The following is a 15,458-nucleotide window of genomic DNA, read 5'->3' as shown; positions in this document are numbered from 1 at the left end:
ATAGCAGCATTACTTTAGAAGGTGTGGCTGCAGCGTTCCATCAGCAGCGCGCACAGGGGATTGGCGCTCAGCGGTGAATCCGCCAGCGCACACAGCACGGCGCGGCCGTCGTGCCCGAGCGCGCCGGCCAGCAACGTCGCGGCCTCGCCCAGGAGTGCCTCGAAGGCCGACCAGGCGGTGTCGTCGCCGGTCAGAGATTCGCTCGGCAGGGGGATCAGGGCGGCGACGCGGGTGATGAGCTCCGCCGCGCGGACCAGGGGCTCGTCCATAGCGGGTGCCGGGGGCCGGGCTTGATTCCGAACGGCGTGGGCACCCGATCGCCGGCCGGGGCAGCGGTCCGCGATCGGGCCTCGGTGATCGCTTCGTCCCGGCCGGTGCGAACCGCGGCGTACTACGGCGTTGTGAGCGCGACACTCCATCTGGATGACCTCCACGTCGTTGTGTGCTGTGTCACGGAAGCCTCCCGCCGAACGGTTGGGCCACGCATCAGTAGAACGGCGTACGCGGCTACGTATGTTAGGTTCCTCACATCGGCGCCACGAGAGCTCTCGCGGTCGGCCGAGCGGACTTGATGCGGTCACCAAGGACCACGACCGAACGGGATGGTGCGCAAGGATGGTGCGCAGAGACGCGCGTCTCCGGGACACGCTGCCCGTAGAGATCACCAGCCTGGTCGGTCGACAGACCGAGACTGCCGAGGTCAAGAGGCTGCTCGCACACTCCCGACTCGTGACGCTGATCGGACCCGGCGGCGTGGGGAAGACCCGCCTGGGGTATCACGTCGCCCGCCAGGTCCGCGGCGCCTTCGCCGACGGTGTCTGGACGATCCCGCTGGCGGACCTCTCCCAGCCCGATCTGATCGCGACTACCGTGGCAGCGCGGATAGGTATCAGCCTGTCCGCCGGCGACGACCTGGGGGACCTCGTCGCGGCGATCGACGATCGGCAGATGCTCCTCGTGCTGGACAACTGCGAGCACCTTGTAGACGCCGCCGCGGACCTGACCTTCGCCCTGCTGCGCGGCTGTCCCTCGCTCCGGGTGCTGGCGACCAGCAGGGAGGTGCTGCGCGTCGAGGGCGAGGCGCCCTTCCGAGTCCCGCCGCTGGCACTGCCCTGCCGGGAGGCGGGTCTGCAACCCGGGGCGGCGCAGAGCTATGCCGGTGTCGCGCTCTTCCTGGAGCGGGCGGGGGCGCTGAATCCCGACATCGCCGCCGGTCGATACGACGAGCAGTCGGTCGTCGAGTTGTGCCGACAACTGGACGGCCTCCCCCTCGCCATCGAACTGGCTGCCGCGGGGAGCCGATGGCTGTCGGTGGAGTCGATGCTGACCCACGGCGGTGACCCGCTGGCGCCGGCAACCAGGGTCTCGCGCTCGACTCCGGAGCGGCACCGCTCGTTGCGGGCGAGCCTCGACTACAGCTACGAGCTGTGCACGTCCCAGGCACGCGTGCTCTGGGCTCGGCTGTCGGTGTTCCGTGGCGGTGCGACGCTCGACGCGGTGCAGGCGGTCTGTGCCGGACCCGATCTGCCGGCCGACGCGGTGTGGACCGCGCTGTGTGAGCTGACCGACAAATCCCTGGTCGTACTGGACGGATCGCGCTACACGATGCTCGAGACCATCCGGCTCTACGGGGCCCAGCGCCTCGACCAGGCGGGCGAACTCGAGGCCGTGCGTGAGACGCACCTGCGCCATGTGCTTGCCATGGCCGAATCGGTGGAGGAAGGCTGGTTCGGTCCGCACCAGCTGAGACTGCTCAGCCTGGTGTCAGCGGACCAGGCCAACGTGCGCGCCGCGCTCGAAGGCGCTCTCACCAGCCCGGGAAGGGCGGGCACGGGGCTGCGGATAGCGAGCTCGCTGTGGATGTTCTGGATCAGCTTGGGACTGCCCGGGGAGGGGCGGCGATGGCTGAGCCGGCTGCTCGCTGCCAGTGAGCCAACTGACCCCGAGCGCGCGGCGGCGTTGTGGATTCACGGCTTCCTGTGCGCTGTCAACGGCGACTATCCGGCGGCACGGGAGCAGCTCGCGGAGTGTGAGCGGACCGCCGCGAAGGTCGGAGATGCTGCGAGCGCGGCCCACGCGCGGAGCTCACTGGGCGTCGCCGAGCTGTTCGACGGCAGGCTCGAGCCGGCGATCGAACACCTCGAGGCGGGGGTCGAGATGGAGCGCGCCGTGCCGGGCGGTCCGCCGTACCTCGCCGATGCGCTGCTCAACCTGGGGCTGGCCTACTGCTACCTGGGCAGGCTCGACGAGGCGCACGAGGTGTTGACCGAGGCGAGCCACCTGTGCGCCGCCTACGGCGAGGGGCTGCTGCTGTCCTGGGCGCTCGCCTTCCTGGGCCTGGAGGAACTGCTGCGCGGGCATGCCGAGTCGGCCGCCGGCCTGGCGCGGGAGAGCCTGGTGCGCAAGCGTGCCCTCGACAACCGGCAGGGGATCGTCTGGGCGATCGAGCTCCTGGCCTGGACGGCGGTCGAAGTCGGCGACGCTCAGCGGGCTGCGGTGCTGTTCGGTGTCGGAGAGGCACACGCCGGGGACTTCGGCCCTCCGTTCCACGGCTTCGGTGGGATGCGGGAGTGGCACGACCGCTATGCGGCCCGAGCCGCGACGGGGCTCGGCGTGAGCGGCTATCGGTCCGCGCTCGGGCACGGTCGGCGACTCACCCTCGACGAGGCGGCCTCGGTCGCGCTGGGAGAGATGTTGGCAAAGCCGGACGACATCGACAACCCTCTCCAGGATCTGCCGCTGACGCGACGCGAGCAGGAGATCGCTCGACTGGTCGCGACCGGAAAGACGAACCGGGAGATCGCGGACGAGTTGGTGATCTCACCACGCACCGTCGACACGCACGTGCAGCGCATCCTGACCAAGCTCGACTTCACCTCGCGGAGCCAGGTGGCGGCGCTGATCGCGACGACGCGGTCGCCCGCACCACCCGCCCCGGCCTGATCCTGCTCACGTCCGGGGCTGGACGGTCGCGAATGCGGCCGCCCTACGCCGGCGACAGCCTCTAATGATGATATGAGCCACTTCTAGTTGTGCCGTAATGAGGCACGTATTATGGTCAAAGCATTATGAAAGCTTCAGCGACCGTTCCGACGTCATCGCCGTCAGCCCCACTGTCCGGGCTGCGGGTCCTCGACCTGTGCCGGGTCGTCTCGGGTCCGTTCGGCTCCCTGCTCCTGGCGGATCTCGGTGCGGAGGTGATCCGGGTCGAGTCGGTCCCCGCGCCCGGCTCGGCCGCGAAGATCGATCACACCCGACTCAGCGAGGACGAGGCCTTCAACTGGGGGCTGAGTCGCAACAAGCACTCGGTCGGCATCAATCTCAAGTCCGACGAGGGACGCCGGCTCTTCCAGGAGATGGCGGCGCAGGCCGATGTCGTCGTGGACAACTTCCGTCCCGGAGTCACCCGACGGCTCGGGGTCGACCGAGAGTCGTTGCTCGAGTTCAATCCGGCGATCATCACGTGCTCGCTGACCGGCTTCGGTGGCGACGGTCCATGGTCCACGATGCCGGCCTATGACCCGATCGTGCAGGCGATGTGCGGCACGATGAACTACACCCGACTCGACGAGGGCACACCCCCGGTTCGCTGGGGAATCCCGATCGGCGACCTCTTCGCCGGCATCTTCAGCGCGATCGGCCTGGTCGCAGCGGTGATCCATCGCGACCGGACCGGCGCAGGCCAGCACGTCGACGTCTCCATGCTCGACGTGATGCTCGCGCTCAACACCTACCGCGTGCCGCAGGCGCTGACCTTCGGCCAGGAGCCTCTGCCCGCGCCTTTCGAGGGCGGCCAGGGAACGGTTCCCTTCGGCAACTTCGAGTGCAGCGAGGGCTGGGTCGCCACGTGCATCAGCCAGCGGATGTGGCCCGCCGCCGCCAGGGTGATGGACCGGCCGGATCTGCTCACCGACGACCGGTTCAACACCGGACAGGCACGGCACGCGCACCGTGAGGAACTGGTCGCGCTGCTGCAGGAGGTGTTCAAGCAGCGCCCCGCCGACTGGTGGCAGGAAAACCTGATGGCAGCCGGCGTGGTCTGCGGAAAGGTGACGCGAGTCGCCGACGTCTTCCGTCACCCGCAGGTCCAGGCACGTGGCATGTCAGTCGACATCACCGACGAATTCGGCCGAACCGCAACCGTGGTCGGCGACTCACTGAAGTTCAGCGACGTCTCGACCTGGCGGGCGCCACGCCAGGTCGGCGCGGATACCGCGATGGTGCTGCGCACCCTCCTCGGTCTCGACGGGCCCGAACTGGACCGGCTCGCCGGCGCAGGCGTGATTCACTGCGGCGACGATCGCGGGAGTCTGCCGCTTCGCGAGCGGGTGGTCCCGTCCGCCGCACCCGAGCCTTCCCGGCAGATCGGCCGGCCACTGGAAGGCACGACAGTCCTGGAGATGAACGGCGACGAGCCCAGCAAGGCGTTCGCCGCCCAACTACTGGCCGACCTCGGTGCCGACGTGATCCGCGTCGAGCGTCCGTTCGGTCAGGTGATGGAGCCCTACCCGGACGAGAGCCGCGAGGCGTCCTTCCGGGCGGGCCTGAACCGTGGCAAGCGGAGCGTCGTCGCCGACCTCAAGACGCCCGAGGGGCTCGACTTCCTCCTCGGTCTGGCCGGCCACGCCGACGTAATGATCGACAACTACCGTCCCGGTGTACTCGAGCGCCTCGGCCTGGACTACGACACGCTCAGCGCGAACAACGACAAGCTGATCGCCACCTCGATCACCGGCTTCGGACACAGCGGTCCGTGGAGCGCCTATCCCGCATTCGACAACGCCATCCAGGCTCTCGGCGGCGGCATGAGTATCACCGTCGACCACACCCGACCCGAGGTGCCGATCCGCTGGGGGAACCCGATCGGCGGGCTGACCGGCGCGATGTTCGCGGCCCTCGGAACGCTCGGTGCACTGCGACTGCGTAGCCTGCGCGGACACGGGCAGCGGCTCGACATCAGCCTCTTCGACTCCCAGGTCGCGCTCCTGTCCTACCGCGCTCCCCAGGCGGTCACGGTCGGCAAGGAGTTCGTGCCCGAACCGCGCCGCGGCGGCAGCGGTTCGCTGCCTTTCGGCGTGTTCCGCACCGCTGACGACAAGTGGTTCACGATCTGCATCACACAGCAATTCTGGGCGAAGTTCTGTGAGGCCGCCGGTCACCCCGAATGGATCGACGACCCGCGGTTCGTCACCGAGCCACTGCGTCGGGAGAACGAGGACGACCTCTATGCGCTCGTGGAGCCGAACTTCTTCGCGCGCACGGCGCAGGAGTGGGAGGCGCTCTACTACTCACTGAAGCTCCCGGGCGCCGTCGTCCTGAGCGTCGGGGAGGCGTTCGCGCACCCGCAGGCGGTCGCGCGCGGCATGCGGCTCCGGTTGTCGGACATTGACCTCGTCGACGGCATCGAGGTCGCCAATGCGCCGTTGAAGCTCAGCGCCGCCCCCGATCTTGCCGCTGCAGGCGCTCCGATCCCGGGTGCGGACACCGCGCTGGTGGCAGCGGAATTCGGCCTGCAGACGACCGACGTCGAGGTCGAAGTGCCGTCGGCTCGCTGGCGGGACGCCCGCGTCTGAGCAACAGCGCACATCGTGACGACAGTGGCCGATCCGAACGGATCGGCCACTGTCGTCTCCGCACCTCCTCCGGCGAACTCCATTATCGGACAATAGAACCCGACGTCTCGACAGACGCCGGGTTTCTGCTGGGTGTTCGTGGTGGCCGGTGCTTCCTGTCAGGCGCGGCGTGCGAGCGCCGGCGCGGAGGTCCCGGCATCTGCTTGCCGGGCTTCGGCTTGCCAGGCTTCGGTGGCCTGAAGCAGGAGCACCTCGCACGAGGCCGTGTCGACCTCGTGCGCCAGCAGTGTGGCGAGCGCCGTGAGTGAGCCGGCGGCCAGGCGACCGGTCTGGGGCGAGAGGGACAGAGACGAAAGCCGGACCGGGCGTTGGAGCGCGGAGTCGGGAAGATAAGCGCGAAGCCGCTGGGCCGTAGTGAGCACGAGCTCCTCCCACGCAAGATAGCCGAACGCGTCATGCGAGGCCGGCGGTTCGGGTAGCAGGGACGCGACCTGTCCGGCCATCAACATCATTCGCTCGTCGGCCATGGTGCGCCTTCTCTCGTCGTGTTGCAGCGACCCTGATGTAACCGCCGTCACGCACGCTATGTCGTCATTTTGCGTCCGTCAAGTGATGCCATTGACAACTTTTGGTGAGTCGTGGAGACTGTGTCGACAGCAATAGAACGAGGAGCAGATGAGTACCGTGTCCACCAGAGCCGCGCAGCGTCCGAGCGACGGCTACCTCTCCCGGCATCTGCGGACCGCAGCGCTGCTGGAGCGGATGGACCCCGCCTTCGCCCGGGCGGCTGAGGAACTGGTGGGCCATCCCCACCGAACTGGCTTGCTCTCGAATTCGGTGCGCGCGTTGATTGTTCTGGCCGTCGAGTCGGTCATCCCCCAGGCCGACGAGCCGCGCATCGCCGCGGCCATCGACCAGGCCCTTGCTGATGGCGCGAGCGAGGCCGAGGTGCTCTGTACCCTCGAGATCGCCTGCTCGATCGGCTTGCATACCGTTTCGGTCGGTCTTCCTCTGCTGATCGAGGAGATGGAACTGGCCGGCCGTGCGCTGCCCGAGCAGACGATGCGTCAGCGTCAGCTACAGCGGGCGCTGGAGACCACGGGTCCGCGGCCGCGTCCGCTCAATCGGATCTATGGCGGGATTCTCCGCATGGACCCGGACTATTTCGCGGCGCGGGTGCGCTTCATCGACCTTCCGTGGGAGCAGGAGGCAGTGCTGGATGACGGGGTCAAGCACCTTCTCTCGATCGCGATAGACGCGGTGAGTCCTCAGCACTACGTCGACGGGCTGCGCAAGCACATGCGCGAAGCGCTGCAGATCGGTGTAAGTCCCGAGGCGATCCTCGAGGTGCTGGAGCTCGCGTCGGTGACCGGACTGCGCACCCTCGACGTCGGGCTGGAGGTGCTGGCCCAGCGCAGCTGATCACCGTCGTGCGGTCGATCGGCGGCTGTTCGCGGGCCGTTGCTGTACTTATCCTTAAGTTGATGTGTTATTGTGCTCATGACTGGATCCAGACGCGTCGCCCGACCGGCGGCACTGGACGGGCCATGGGCGATGCATCATTGGAGGAGCAATGTCACGAGACCGCACTGCGCGCACGCGCATCCGGCAGTACCTCGCAACTTCGGGTCCGATCGTCGACCCGTCGGGCTATGCCACGAGCCTGCTGAAGGACGCTGTCGGTTACACCGGATCCGCTGTCGCGTTCATCCAGCTGATCGCCGCCATGGACCGTGACGGCGAGATCGAGCGGGAGATCAGCGGCAAGCGCACCTACAAGATCGAGGGGATCGGCGTCCCGGTGATGCCCTCGTCCGAGGCGATGGCCTCGACGAGTCGGACCACGGTGATCACCGGTTCGGGCCAGCCCACGATCGAGCTCGACTACAAGCTGCTCGCGCAGGCTCTGGTCGCCGAGCTGCTGTCGGCCACCGCGGAGGCGCAACGCGAAGCCGCACCAGCGGCCGGCACCACGACCGACCAGATTGCGGCCGAGCGCGACCAGTACGCCCGACGTCTCGAGATCGCGCGCAATCAGATCGCCGAGTTGCTCTCCCAGCCGCTCAGCTCGGCGGCGCGCGGGGACGACGCCGTGGCGGCCCGCTCCGCCGACTGAGTGCCCACCGCCTCGCGGTGAGGCTCCCGACAACCACCGCGAGGTAACGATGACCCAGACCCGGATCGTGCTCGCAGCACGTCCCGACGGCGCACCCCGGCCGGAAGACTTCGCGGTGACCTCGGGCCCGATCCCGGAGCCGGCGGCGGGACAGCTTCTGTTGCGCACGCTGTATCTGTCGCTCGATCCCTACCTCCGCGGCCGGATGGGCTCCTCGGCATCGCATTCCTCCGGCACTCAGCCGGTCACCCTCGGCGCGGTGATGGAGGGGGGCACCGTCGGGGAAGTCGTCGTCAGCCGGGACCCGCGCTTCGTGCCGGGTGACGTCGTCGCCGCAGCCACCGGCTGGCAGCAGTTCGCCGTTGCTCCGGCGGCCGCCGTCCGGCGCCTGAATCCTGCTGATGCACCCGTCTCCACAGCGCTGGGTGTGCGGGGCATGCCCGGATTGACCGGGTACGCCGCCATCCGCGAGATCGGCAGGCCGCGGCCGGGGGAGACGGTCGTCGTCGCCGCCGCGACCGGGACCGTCGGATCGTTGGCCGGGCAGATGGCCCGCCTGGAGGGCTCCCGCGTCGTCGGCATCGCCGGTGGCGAGCGCAAGGTCCGCTGGCTGCGCGCCGCAGGCTTCGACGTCGCCCTCGACCACCGCGATCCGGACTTCGAGAGCAATCTCGCCGATGCCACGCCGGACGGTATCGATGTCTACGTCGAGAGCGTCGGCGGGCGGGTCCGGCAGGCGGTCTGGCCCCGCCTGAACCGGCACGCGAGGGTGCCGGTCTGCGGCGTCGCCTCGGCGTACAGCGCGGCTGCGACAGGTCTGGATACCGACGCCGACGGCCTGATGTCCGGGCTGGTGACACGGAGTATCACGTTGCGGGGGTTCGTGTTCAGTGACTTCGAGTACCTGCGGCCCACCTTCGAGCGCGAGGTGGCGGACTGGCTCCGCGCCGGCGACGTGGTCCATCACGAGGACGTGGTGGACGGGTTGGTCAACGCACCGTCGGCTTTCCTGGGAATGCTCGCGGGCGAGCACCTGGGCAAGCGCCTGGTGCGGGTGGCTCCCGAGCCGCAGTCCGAGGATCAGGCGAGCATCGCCTGAATCTCTGTCGTCGCGACCTCGGTGGCCTTGGCTTCGTCGAAGGCGACACCGCCACCCTTGATGACACGGGAGGCGCCGCGGCGTAGGTCGTCGCGGTAGCGGGCGTCGATGACGTCGAACTCGAGGTTCTTCACATAGATCCGCAGCCGGTCGCGCAACGCGCCGTCGGTGTGTGCGGCGCTGACCACCTCGGGAAGCAGGCTCGTCGAGACCAGCAGGGCGTGCGCGACCTTGCGGGCGCGCTCGTCGCGCAGACCGAGCAGGATCTCCTGCTCCGAGGAGCGGATGATGTGGTCCTTCCACCAGTCGAAATCCTGCTCGGAATCGATCGCGGCCAGCTCGATGTTCTGCTGGTGCAAGGTGCGGGCGAGGCCGTCGACGGCATATCCGATGTAGCGTTCGCGCTCGCTCCCGTGGAGCGATTCGACGTACGCCCGAAGGTCACGCCGGGCATCCGTCGTCGAGAAGCAGTACCGGCGAATGCCGTGCACGTGAGGGTCGAGCAGCCCGAATTCGTAGTTCATCACGCGGAACGGGTTGAGCCCGCTCTCGAGCTCGGCCGGACGCCCCACCTGGGCGGAGGCGGGCGAGAAGCCCCACGGGGTGGTGCGCCGTCCCGCGTCCGACATCATGTCCCGGAAGATCGGACCGCCATACAAGCGGTGGGGGAGCAACGGGCCCGGCCCACGCGAGTAGGCGATGCTCACTCCGGCCGCTTGGGCGTTGCGCAGGAATCGGTTGTTGTCCAGGTACGTCAACGAGGCGGTGAACCGTGTCAGCGGCGAGCGGCGCAGTTCGCCGAGGTGGAAGACGGCATCGAGCAGGCGCTCGACCCAATCCTCTCCCCACACCTCCTGCGCCGCGTCGGCGATGTCGCGACCGATCCCCGCGTCGGCGCCGGAGTAGAGCGCGCCGACGGTCGCACAGCCGAACATGGACAGCAGCGCGGTCGAGGGAGAGTCGAAGCCTGCCTCGCCGCCCGACGAGTGAATCAGCAGCCCCAGTGAGTCCGTAAACCCCCCGAACGGCGAGTCGGTGTCGACGGTGATCGCAGGTTCGAGCTGGGAGAGCAGACGGAGTCCCTCGGGCGTGAACTCGCGCTGCTGGTCGCCCAGACCCATCGACGCCGTCACGAACTCGCCCAGAACCCGGGTCTTCTCGGGGGTGCGGCTCTCGTAGCTGTCGTCCTCGAGCGCGCGGAGGATCTCCGCTGCGACCGGGGCCGCCGTGCTCCGGGCGATCAGCCCGAGGAAGTCGACCAGTTCTCGGCGCCGTCTGTTCGAGAACGGTACGTCGCGGGTCCGGCGGTTGGCGGCGATCGCGATCTCGGCCAGCGACACCATCGGGCCGTAGCGGCCGCTGGTGCCCGAGCCGGCGTAGGAGCGCACCACGCCGTTGCGTACCCACTGGTTGACCGCTTGGCGGCTGACCCCCACAGCGCGCGATGCGTCCGCCTGGGTGACCAGGTCGATGGGGTTCTCGTCGGCGACCGACTTGGTGCGCAGCCGCTCCGCTGCACGCTCGAGGGCGCGGACGAGTTCGGCCACGGGCACGGCGCCGCTCTCGCCCAGGGTGAGGGCGAGTCGCTCGAGTGCGATCGAGATGGACTCGTCCCGTTGGCTCTGCATGATGGCCCTCATCCTATTCACGAGCGGGTCGGCGTCCGAAGCGAACCCAGGATTCTGATTTCTATTGGTCTTGTAGTAATCCTGTCATGGACGGCACCGTCCGACGGGCACCGAGGCGGCACGGTAGCCCAGATCGGTGGCGAGGTGGCGCCTGGACGACTGCAATTATGTTGTGAATAATGCTTATATGACTTCAAGTAATGAAAACATCCACAATGGCCTGTACATCGGAGGCGTCTGGCGGGCGGGTGGCGCCGGCGAGTTCGACGTCTTCGACCCGGCTGACGGCAACGTGGTCGCCACGATCGCGGACGGCAACGAGGCCGACGGCACCGCTGCCGTCGATGCCGCAGCCGAGGCGCTACCAGGCTGGGCCGCAACGGCGCCGCGCGAGCGCTCGGAACTGCTGCGCCGTACCTACGAACTCATGTTGCGCGACCGCGAGGAACTGGCTGCCCTCATCAGTGCCGAGAACGGCAAAGCGCTCGCCGACGCCCGCGCCGAGGTGACGTACGCGGCGGAGTTCTTCCGCTGGTTCGCCGAGGAGGGCGTGCGGACCGCCGGCGACTACGGCGTCGCGCCGGCCGGCGGGACCCGCACCGTCGTCACGCACAAGCCCGTCGGCGTCGCGGCGCTGGTCACCCCCTGGAACTTCCCGGCAGCGATGGCCACCCGCAAGCTCGCACCGGCACTGGCGGCCGGATGCACGACCGTGGTGAAGCCGGCCTCGGAAACTCCGCTGACCACCCTCGCCGTCGTTCGGCTGATGGTCGAGGCCGGTCTCCCCGCCGGGGTCGTCAATGTCGTCTCGACCAAGCGGTCCGGTCCTCTCGTCTCGACGTGGCTCTCCGATCCACGCGTGCGCAAGATTTCCTTCACCGGTTCGACGGAAGTCGGTCGCACCCTGCTGCGCCAGGCGTCCGACCGTGTGCTCAACGCCTCGATGGAACTCGGCGGCAACGCGCCGTTCGTGGTTACCGACGATGCCGACCTCGAACTGGCCGTCGAGGCCGCGATGGTGGCGAAGTTCCGCGGTGCGGGGCAGGCCTGCACCGCCGCGAACCGCTTCTACGTACATGTCGCCGTCGCAGACGAATTCGCCGAGCGGTTCGGCAACGCGGTGGAGAAGCTCAGCGTCGGCCCCGCGGCGCAGGGCCACGACATCGGCCCGCTCATCTCCGCTCGTGCCGTCGAGGAGGTCGGCAGCCTGGTCGAGCGCGCGGTGGCGGGCGGTGCCCGCGTCAGCCACCGCGCCGCGACGCCGGAGGACGCCGGCTTCTTCTACGCGCCGACGGTGCTGGTCGATGTGGCGCCCGATGCCGACGTGGTCACCCAGGAGATCTTCGGGCCGGTCGCCCCGATCGTGACGTGGACGGACGAGGAGCAGATGCTGAGCCTGGTCAACGACACCGAGATGGGACTGGCGGCGTACGTCGTCTCCGGCGAGCTGGGCCGCGCACTGCGGATCTCCGAGCGGATCGATGCCGGAATGGTCGGCATCAACCGCGGACTCGTCTCCGATCCATCGGCGCCGTTCGGCGGCATGAAGCAGAGTGGCCTCGGCCGCGAGGGCGCCCGCGCCGGTCTCGACGAGTTCCTCGAGACGCAGTACTTCACCATCCAATGGCCGCACTGAGCCGAAGACGAGGAGACAGTGAACATGATTGATCAACTACAGGACCGGCTCGATATCGAGAAGGCACTGCGCCACTACGCGATCGGACTCGACGAGCGTCGCTGGGAGGAGTGGGATCTGGCCTTCGCGGCCGACGCGGCAATCGACTTCACGCCGATGGGGGGCAAGCGCGAGACTCCCGCACAGATGCGCGAGCGTCTCGGCAAGCCCGACCCGGCATGGTTGTTCGCCCAGCATCCGCTGTACAACACAGTCATCGAGCTCGCGGGCGACACCGCAAAAGCCTTCTCCCACTATCAGATGGAGACCGGGCGACGCGGGGAGAGCGAGGGCGAGATCGTGCGGGTGTCCGGCGGTGGCGCCTACGAGGACACGCTGGCGCGAACGGACGCAGGATGGCGGATCACCGAGCGTCGAGTCTTCATGAAGTGGAAGGAGACTCGACGGGTGAGGGACGAGGTCACGCGCGGCTGACGGAGCGGCGCGCCCGTGTCGGCACGGGCGCGCCGATCATCGCGCCGTCGAGGACGGAGAGCTCACGCTCACGCATCCTCCAGGATCAGTTTGGCCGCGTGCCAGGCCAGCGCCTGGGTCGGTGCCGAGGTGTTGCCCGAGGGTTGGCGGGGAAAGACGGAGGCGTCGACCACCCGCACGCCCTCGACGCCGCGCACCCGCAGCCGGGCATCGACGACATCGTCCGCGTTCGGTCCGATGGCGCAACTGCCGAGCGGGTGGTAACCCGAGGAGCCCGCGTTGAGCCCGAGTTGCTCGAAGTCGGTCTCGGTGCGGACGCCGCTGCCAGGAACGCGCTCCTCGGTGACCAGGTCGGCGATGGGGCCGCTGGCGAACAGCTCACGCACCCGCGGTCCGACCTTCGACAGGATCCGCCGGTCCTCCTCGGTGTCGAGGAAATTGGGCTGGATCGCCACCGGGTCGCCCGGGTGCGGGCCGGTGATGTGGATGTTGCCCTGGCTTGTCGGGCGCAAGGGGTACGCCGCCAGCATCAGGCCGGGTTCGTCGTCCACCGCGAGCTTGTCGTTGTGCATGGTCGGGGCCTTCATCGAGATCGGGTTGAAAAAGCCGATGGTGTCGGGCCTGTCCGAGGTGGGGTCCGCCTTGAAGTAGAGCAGACAGGTGGCCGACCCCTGCGCGATGATGCCGTCCCGGCGGACGAGGTACTTGGCCCCCTGGGTCATCTGCTTCACGGAACTGCCGACGAGCGGGTTGAATCCGTTCTCGGCAGCGGTGCGCCCGTTCAGCTTGTACATGAACCGCAGTCCGCGGTGCTCGTTGAGCCGCTCGCCGAGGTTCGGGCTCTCCGCGACCTGTTTGACGCTCGCGGCTGCGAGCACGTCGCCGCGGCCGATGCCCGAGCGCTCCAGCAAGATGGGGGAGTCCAGTGAGCCGCCGCAGACCAGTACCTCGCGGCGGGCCTTGATCTCCACCTTCTCGCCCCGCCGCCGCGCGAGCACGCCGACGGCGCGGGTGCCGTCGAAGAGGATGCGGGCGACCTCGGTGCGGGTCATCAGGGTCACGTTCGGTCGGCGCAACGCGGGACGCAGAAACGATGTTGCCGCCGTGACCCGCAGCCCGCGACGGGTGGAGAACTGGGTGTAACCGGCCCGCTCCAGGTCGGAGCCATTGATGTCCATGACCCGCGTCGCGCCGATGGCGGCGGACGAGGCCATGAACGCCTCCGACACCGGCTCGGCGGGGGCGGTGATCTCCACGCTCACCGGGCCGCTGCCGCCGTGGAGTTCGGAGGCCCCGAATTGAAAGGACTCGATCTCCCGGTAGGCGGCCAGGAAGGTGTCCCAGCCCCAGCCGGGATTACCGTCCTCGACCAAGCTGTCGAAGTCTCCCGCCCACCCGCGGTTCCAGACCAGACCGTTGATCGTGGTGGAGCCGCCGAGCACCCGGCCGCGCCACCAGGCATCGACACAGTCGTTGGGCCCGAACGGGCCGGCGTCGAACCTCTTGGCGTACTTGTCCGAGTGCATCGTGAAGAAGAAGCCTTTCGGGACCAGATGCATCGGGTTGCGGTCGCTGCCGCCGGCCTCGATGACCAGGATGCTCGCGTCGGAGCCGGCGGAGAGCCGGTCTGCCAGTACGGAGCCACCCGCGCCCGATCCGATGATGACGTAGTCGTACTCCACGGTCTTCTCTTCTCCTCGCTGCGTGAACCGGCTCACGGAGCCGGCCCGAATTGTGTTGGGCGACGGGACCTCAGGCCCGCACGAGCCCATCGAGCACGTGTCCAGCGATCCGGTCGAGGTGCTGGTCGGCGGTGCCGAGGGTGAGCGAGTCGGTGGTAGCGCGCTTGAAGTAGAGCTGCGGGGTGCCTTCCCAGGTGAAGCCGAGCCCGCCGTGCATCTGGATCGCGCTGGTGCTGACCCACGCGTAGGACTCGCTTGCCACCGCCTTGGCCAGGCTCGCCGCGAGTTGCGGGTCGTCGGTGCCGTCCTGCAGCGCCCAGACACCGTGGTAGGCCGCGGACCGCGCCGTCTCCACCGCGATGAGCATGTTCGCGCACCGGTGCTTGACCGCCTGATACGCGCCCACGGCCTGACCGAACTGCTTGCGGTTGGCCACGTGCGCCACGGTGATGTCGAGCATCCGCTGGGCGCCACCGACCTGCTCGACGGCGAGCAGCACGCCGGCGACCAGAGCGGCGCGAGCACAAGCACCGAGCGCTTCGGCGCCGGTGGCCAGCAGCCGTGCCGGAGTTCCGGCGAACGAGAGTGCGGCCTGACGGCGGGTGAGGTCGAGGGTGGTCAGCGGCGTACGCGTCAGCCCGGCGGCATCGCCTGCGACCGCGAACAGTGCAGGTCCCTCGTCGGTGGTCGCCACGACCAGGAGCAGGTCGGCGGTGCCGGCGTCGGGGGCCTGCGTGACTTCACCGCCGAGCCGCCAGGCGCCGTCCGCGGTCGTCGCCGTCACGGTGACGGCATCCACGTCGAGGGTGCCGTCGGAGAGCGGCGCGACCAGCGTCGCGAGCTTCGCGCCGGAGCACAGCTCCGGCAGCAGTTCGCGCTTGGCGTCCTCGTCGGTCAGCGCGGCGAGGGCAGGCATCGCCAGAGCAACGGTGCCGAGAACCGGGCCGCAGACCAGAGCGACCCCCATCTCCTCGACGGCGACGGCCTGCGCGACCAGACCGGCGTCATCGCCGCCGTACGCCTCGGGAACGGCGAGCCCGAGCACGCCGAGTTCGCTACCGAACCGTCGCCACAGCGCAGGGTCGTGGCCGGTGTCGCTCTCCATCGCCTCGCGTACGACGGCCTCGGGGGAGAACTCCCGGCAGAAGTCGCGCACCATGGTGCGCAGCTCCACCAACTCGTCGCTGAACTCGAACTCCTGCGTCATCGGCCTGCCTGTCGTGTGGGGAAGCTGGGGGTGGTCGGGGTCG

12 protein-coding genes are annotated in these 15,458 nt (G+C 68.8%); 7 read left to right on the top strand and 5 right to left on the bottom strand.

The genetic code is table 11. The features are described from left to right. Positions 1–14 precede the first annotated feature (14 nt). Positions 15–269, bottom strand: a complete 255-nt coding sequence (locus JWS13_RS06065) for a hypothetical protein (RefSeq protein ID WP_206004967.1) — start codon at positions 267–269, stop codon at positions 15–17. A 346-nt stretch (positions 270–615) separates the two neighbouring features. Between JWS13_RS06065 and JWS13_RS06060 the strand changes: the two genes are divergently transcribed. Together JWS13_RS06060 and JWS13_RS06055 are read left to right on the top strand one after the other, a co-directional pair. Then, on the top strand, positions 616–2,943 hold the full coding sequence (locus JWS13_RS06060; protein ID WP_206004966.1) for an ATP-binding protein: 2,328 nt from the start codon (positions 616–618) through the stop codon (positions 2,941–2,943). 125 nt (positions 2,944–3,068) lie between these two features. Next, positions 3,069–5,573 (top strand): CaiB/BaiF CoA transferase family protein, encoded by a 2,505-nt coding sequence (locus tag JWS13_RS06055; protein ID WP_206004965.1) that lies wholly within the window; start codon positions 3,069–3,071, stop codon positions 5,571–5,573. A gap of 158 nt (positions 5,574–5,731) precedes the next feature. Here the strand turns inward: JWS13_RS06055 and JWS13_RS06050 are convergent, their stop codons facing one another. After that, entirely contained in the window at positions 5,732–6,100 is a 369-nt protein-coding gene (locus JWS13_RS06050) for a hypothetical protein (RefSeq protein ID WP_206004964.1), read from the bottom strand. A 148-nt stretch (positions 6,101–6,248) separates the two neighbouring features. Here JWS13_RS06050 and JWS13_RS06045 point away from each other — a divergent pair, with 148 nt between their 5' ends. The 3 genes from JWS13_RS06045 (at position 6,249) to JWS13_RS06035 (ending at position 8,788) form a co-directional block, all read left to right on the top strand. Continuing rightward, on the top strand, positions 6,249–6,995 hold the full coding sequence (locus tag JWS13_RS06045; protein ID WP_206004963.1) for a carboxymuconolactone decarboxylase family protein: 747 nt from the start codon (positions 6,249–6,251) through the stop codon (positions 6,993–6,995). Positions 6,996–7,146: 151 nt separating this feature from the next. Next, positions 7,147–7,689: a hypothetical protein gene (locus tag JWS13_RS06040; RefSeq protein WP_206004962.1), complete on the top strand. Its 543-nt coding sequence runs from the start codon at positions 7,147–7,149 to the stop codon at positions 7,687–7,689. Positions 7,690–7,738: 49 nt separating this feature from the next. Continuing rightward, positions 7,739–8,788 carry an NADP-dependent oxidoreductase gene (locus tag JWS13_RS06035; RefSeq protein ID WP_206004961.1) on the top strand — a complete coding sequence of 350 codons (1,050 nt, stop codon included), beginning with the start codon at positions 7,739–7,741 and terminating at the stop codon, positions 8,786–8,788. Here the strand turns inward: JWS13_RS06035 and JWS13_RS06030 are convergent. Further along, positions 8,770–10,416 (bottom strand): hypothetical protein, encoded by a 1,647-nt coding sequence (locus JWS13_RS06030; RefSeq protein ID WP_206004960.1) that lies wholly within the window; start codon positions 10,414–10,416, stop codon positions 8,770–8,772. The two genes, JWS13_RS06035 and JWS13_RS06030, sit on opposite strands and share 19 nt — an antisense overlap. Positions 10,417–10,603: 187 nt before the next feature. On the opposite strand from JWS13_RS06030, the gene JWS13_RS06025 reads away from it, so the two are divergent. Next, entirely contained in the window at positions 10,604–12,052 is a 1,449-nt protein-coding gene (locus tag JWS13_RS06025; protein ID WP_206004959.1) for an NAD-dependent succinate-semialdehyde dehydrogenase, read from the top strand. A gap of 24 nt (positions 12,053–12,076) precedes the next feature. Beyond that, complete coding sequence (locus tag JWS13_RS06020) at positions 12,077–12,526, top strand: nuclear transport factor 2 family protein (RefSeq protein ID WP_206004958.1); 450 nt, start codon at positions 12,077–12,079, stop codon at positions 12,524–12,526. 68 nt (positions 12,527–12,594) lie between these two features. Here the strand turns inward: JWS13_RS06020 and JWS13_RS06015 are convergent, their stop codons facing one another. Both JWS13_RS06015 and JWS13_RS06010 read right to left on the bottom strand, forming a co-directional pair. Further along, positions 12,595–14,208 (bottom strand): GMC family oxidoreductase, encoded by a 1,614-nt coding sequence (locus JWS13_RS06015; RefSeq protein ID WP_206004957.1) that lies wholly within the window; start codon positions 14,206–14,208, stop codon positions 12,595–12,597. A 70-nt stretch (positions 14,209–14,278) separates the two neighbouring features. Continuing rightward, positions 14,279–15,415 carry an acyl-CoA dehydrogenase family protein gene (locus JWS13_RS06010; protein WP_206004956.1) on the bottom strand — a complete coding sequence of 379 codons (1,137 nt, stop codon included), beginning with the start codon at positions 15,413–15,415 and terminating at the stop codon, positions 14,279–14,281. Positions 15,416–15,458 lie beyond the last annotated feature (43 nt).

It is taken from the genome of Rhodococcus pseudokoreensis (assembly GCF_017068395.1).
Taxonomy (GTDB): Bacteria; Actinomycetota; Actinomycetes; order Mycobacteriales; family Mycobacteriaceae; genus Rhodococcus_F; species Rhodococcus_F pseudokoreensis.
Note: the sequence above shows the minus strand (reverse complement) of the source record. Positions and strands in the feature narration are given on the sequence as shown.

Excerpts from the sequence above, each read along its gene's own strand:
- JWS13_RS06065 (WP_206004967.1), bottom strand. The coding sequence starts at position 269 with ATGGACGAGCCCCTGGTCCGCGCGGCGGAGCTCATCACCCGCGTCGCC.
- JWS13_RS06060 (WP_206004966.1), top strand. The coding sequence starts at position 616 with ATGGTGCGCAGAGACGCGCGTCTCCGGGACACGCTGCCCGTAGAGATC.
- JWS13_RS06055 (WP_206004965.1), top strand. The coding sequence starts at position 3,069 with ATGAAAGCTTCAGCGACCGTTCCGACGTCATCGCCGTCAGCCCCACTG.
- JWS13_RS06050 (WP_206004964.1), bottom strand. The coding sequence starts at position 6,100 with ATGGCCGACGAGCGAATGATGTTGATGGCCGGACAGGTCGCGTCCCTG.
- JWS13_RS06045 (WP_206004963.1), top strand. The coding sequence starts at position 6,249 with ATGAGTACCGTGTCCACCAGAGCCGCGCAGCGTCCGAGCGACGGCTAC.
- JWS13_RS06040 (WP_206004962.1), top strand. The coding sequence starts at position 7,147 with ATGTCACGAGACCGCACTGCGCGCACGCGCATCCGGCAGTACCTCGCA.
- JWS13_RS06035 (WP_206004961.1), top strand. The coding sequence starts at position 7,739 with ATGACCCAGACCCGGATCGTGCTCGCAGCACGTCCCGACGGCGCACCC.
- JWS13_RS06030 (WP_206004960.1), bottom strand. The coding sequence starts at position 10,416 with ATGCAGAGCCAACGGGACGAGTCCATCTCGATCGCACTCGAGCGACTC.
- JWS13_RS06025 (WP_206004959.1), top strand. The coding sequence starts at position 10,604 with ATGACTTCAAGTAATGAAAACATCCACAATGGCCTGTACATCGGAGGC.
- JWS13_RS06020 (WP_206004958.1), top strand. The coding sequence starts at position 12,077 with ATGATTGATCAACTACAGGACCGGCTCGATATCGAGAAGGCACTGCGC.
- JWS13_RS06010 (WP_206004956.1), bottom strand. The coding sequence starts at position 15,415 with ATGACGCAGGAGTTCGAGTTCAGCGACGAGTTGGTGGAGCTGCGCACC.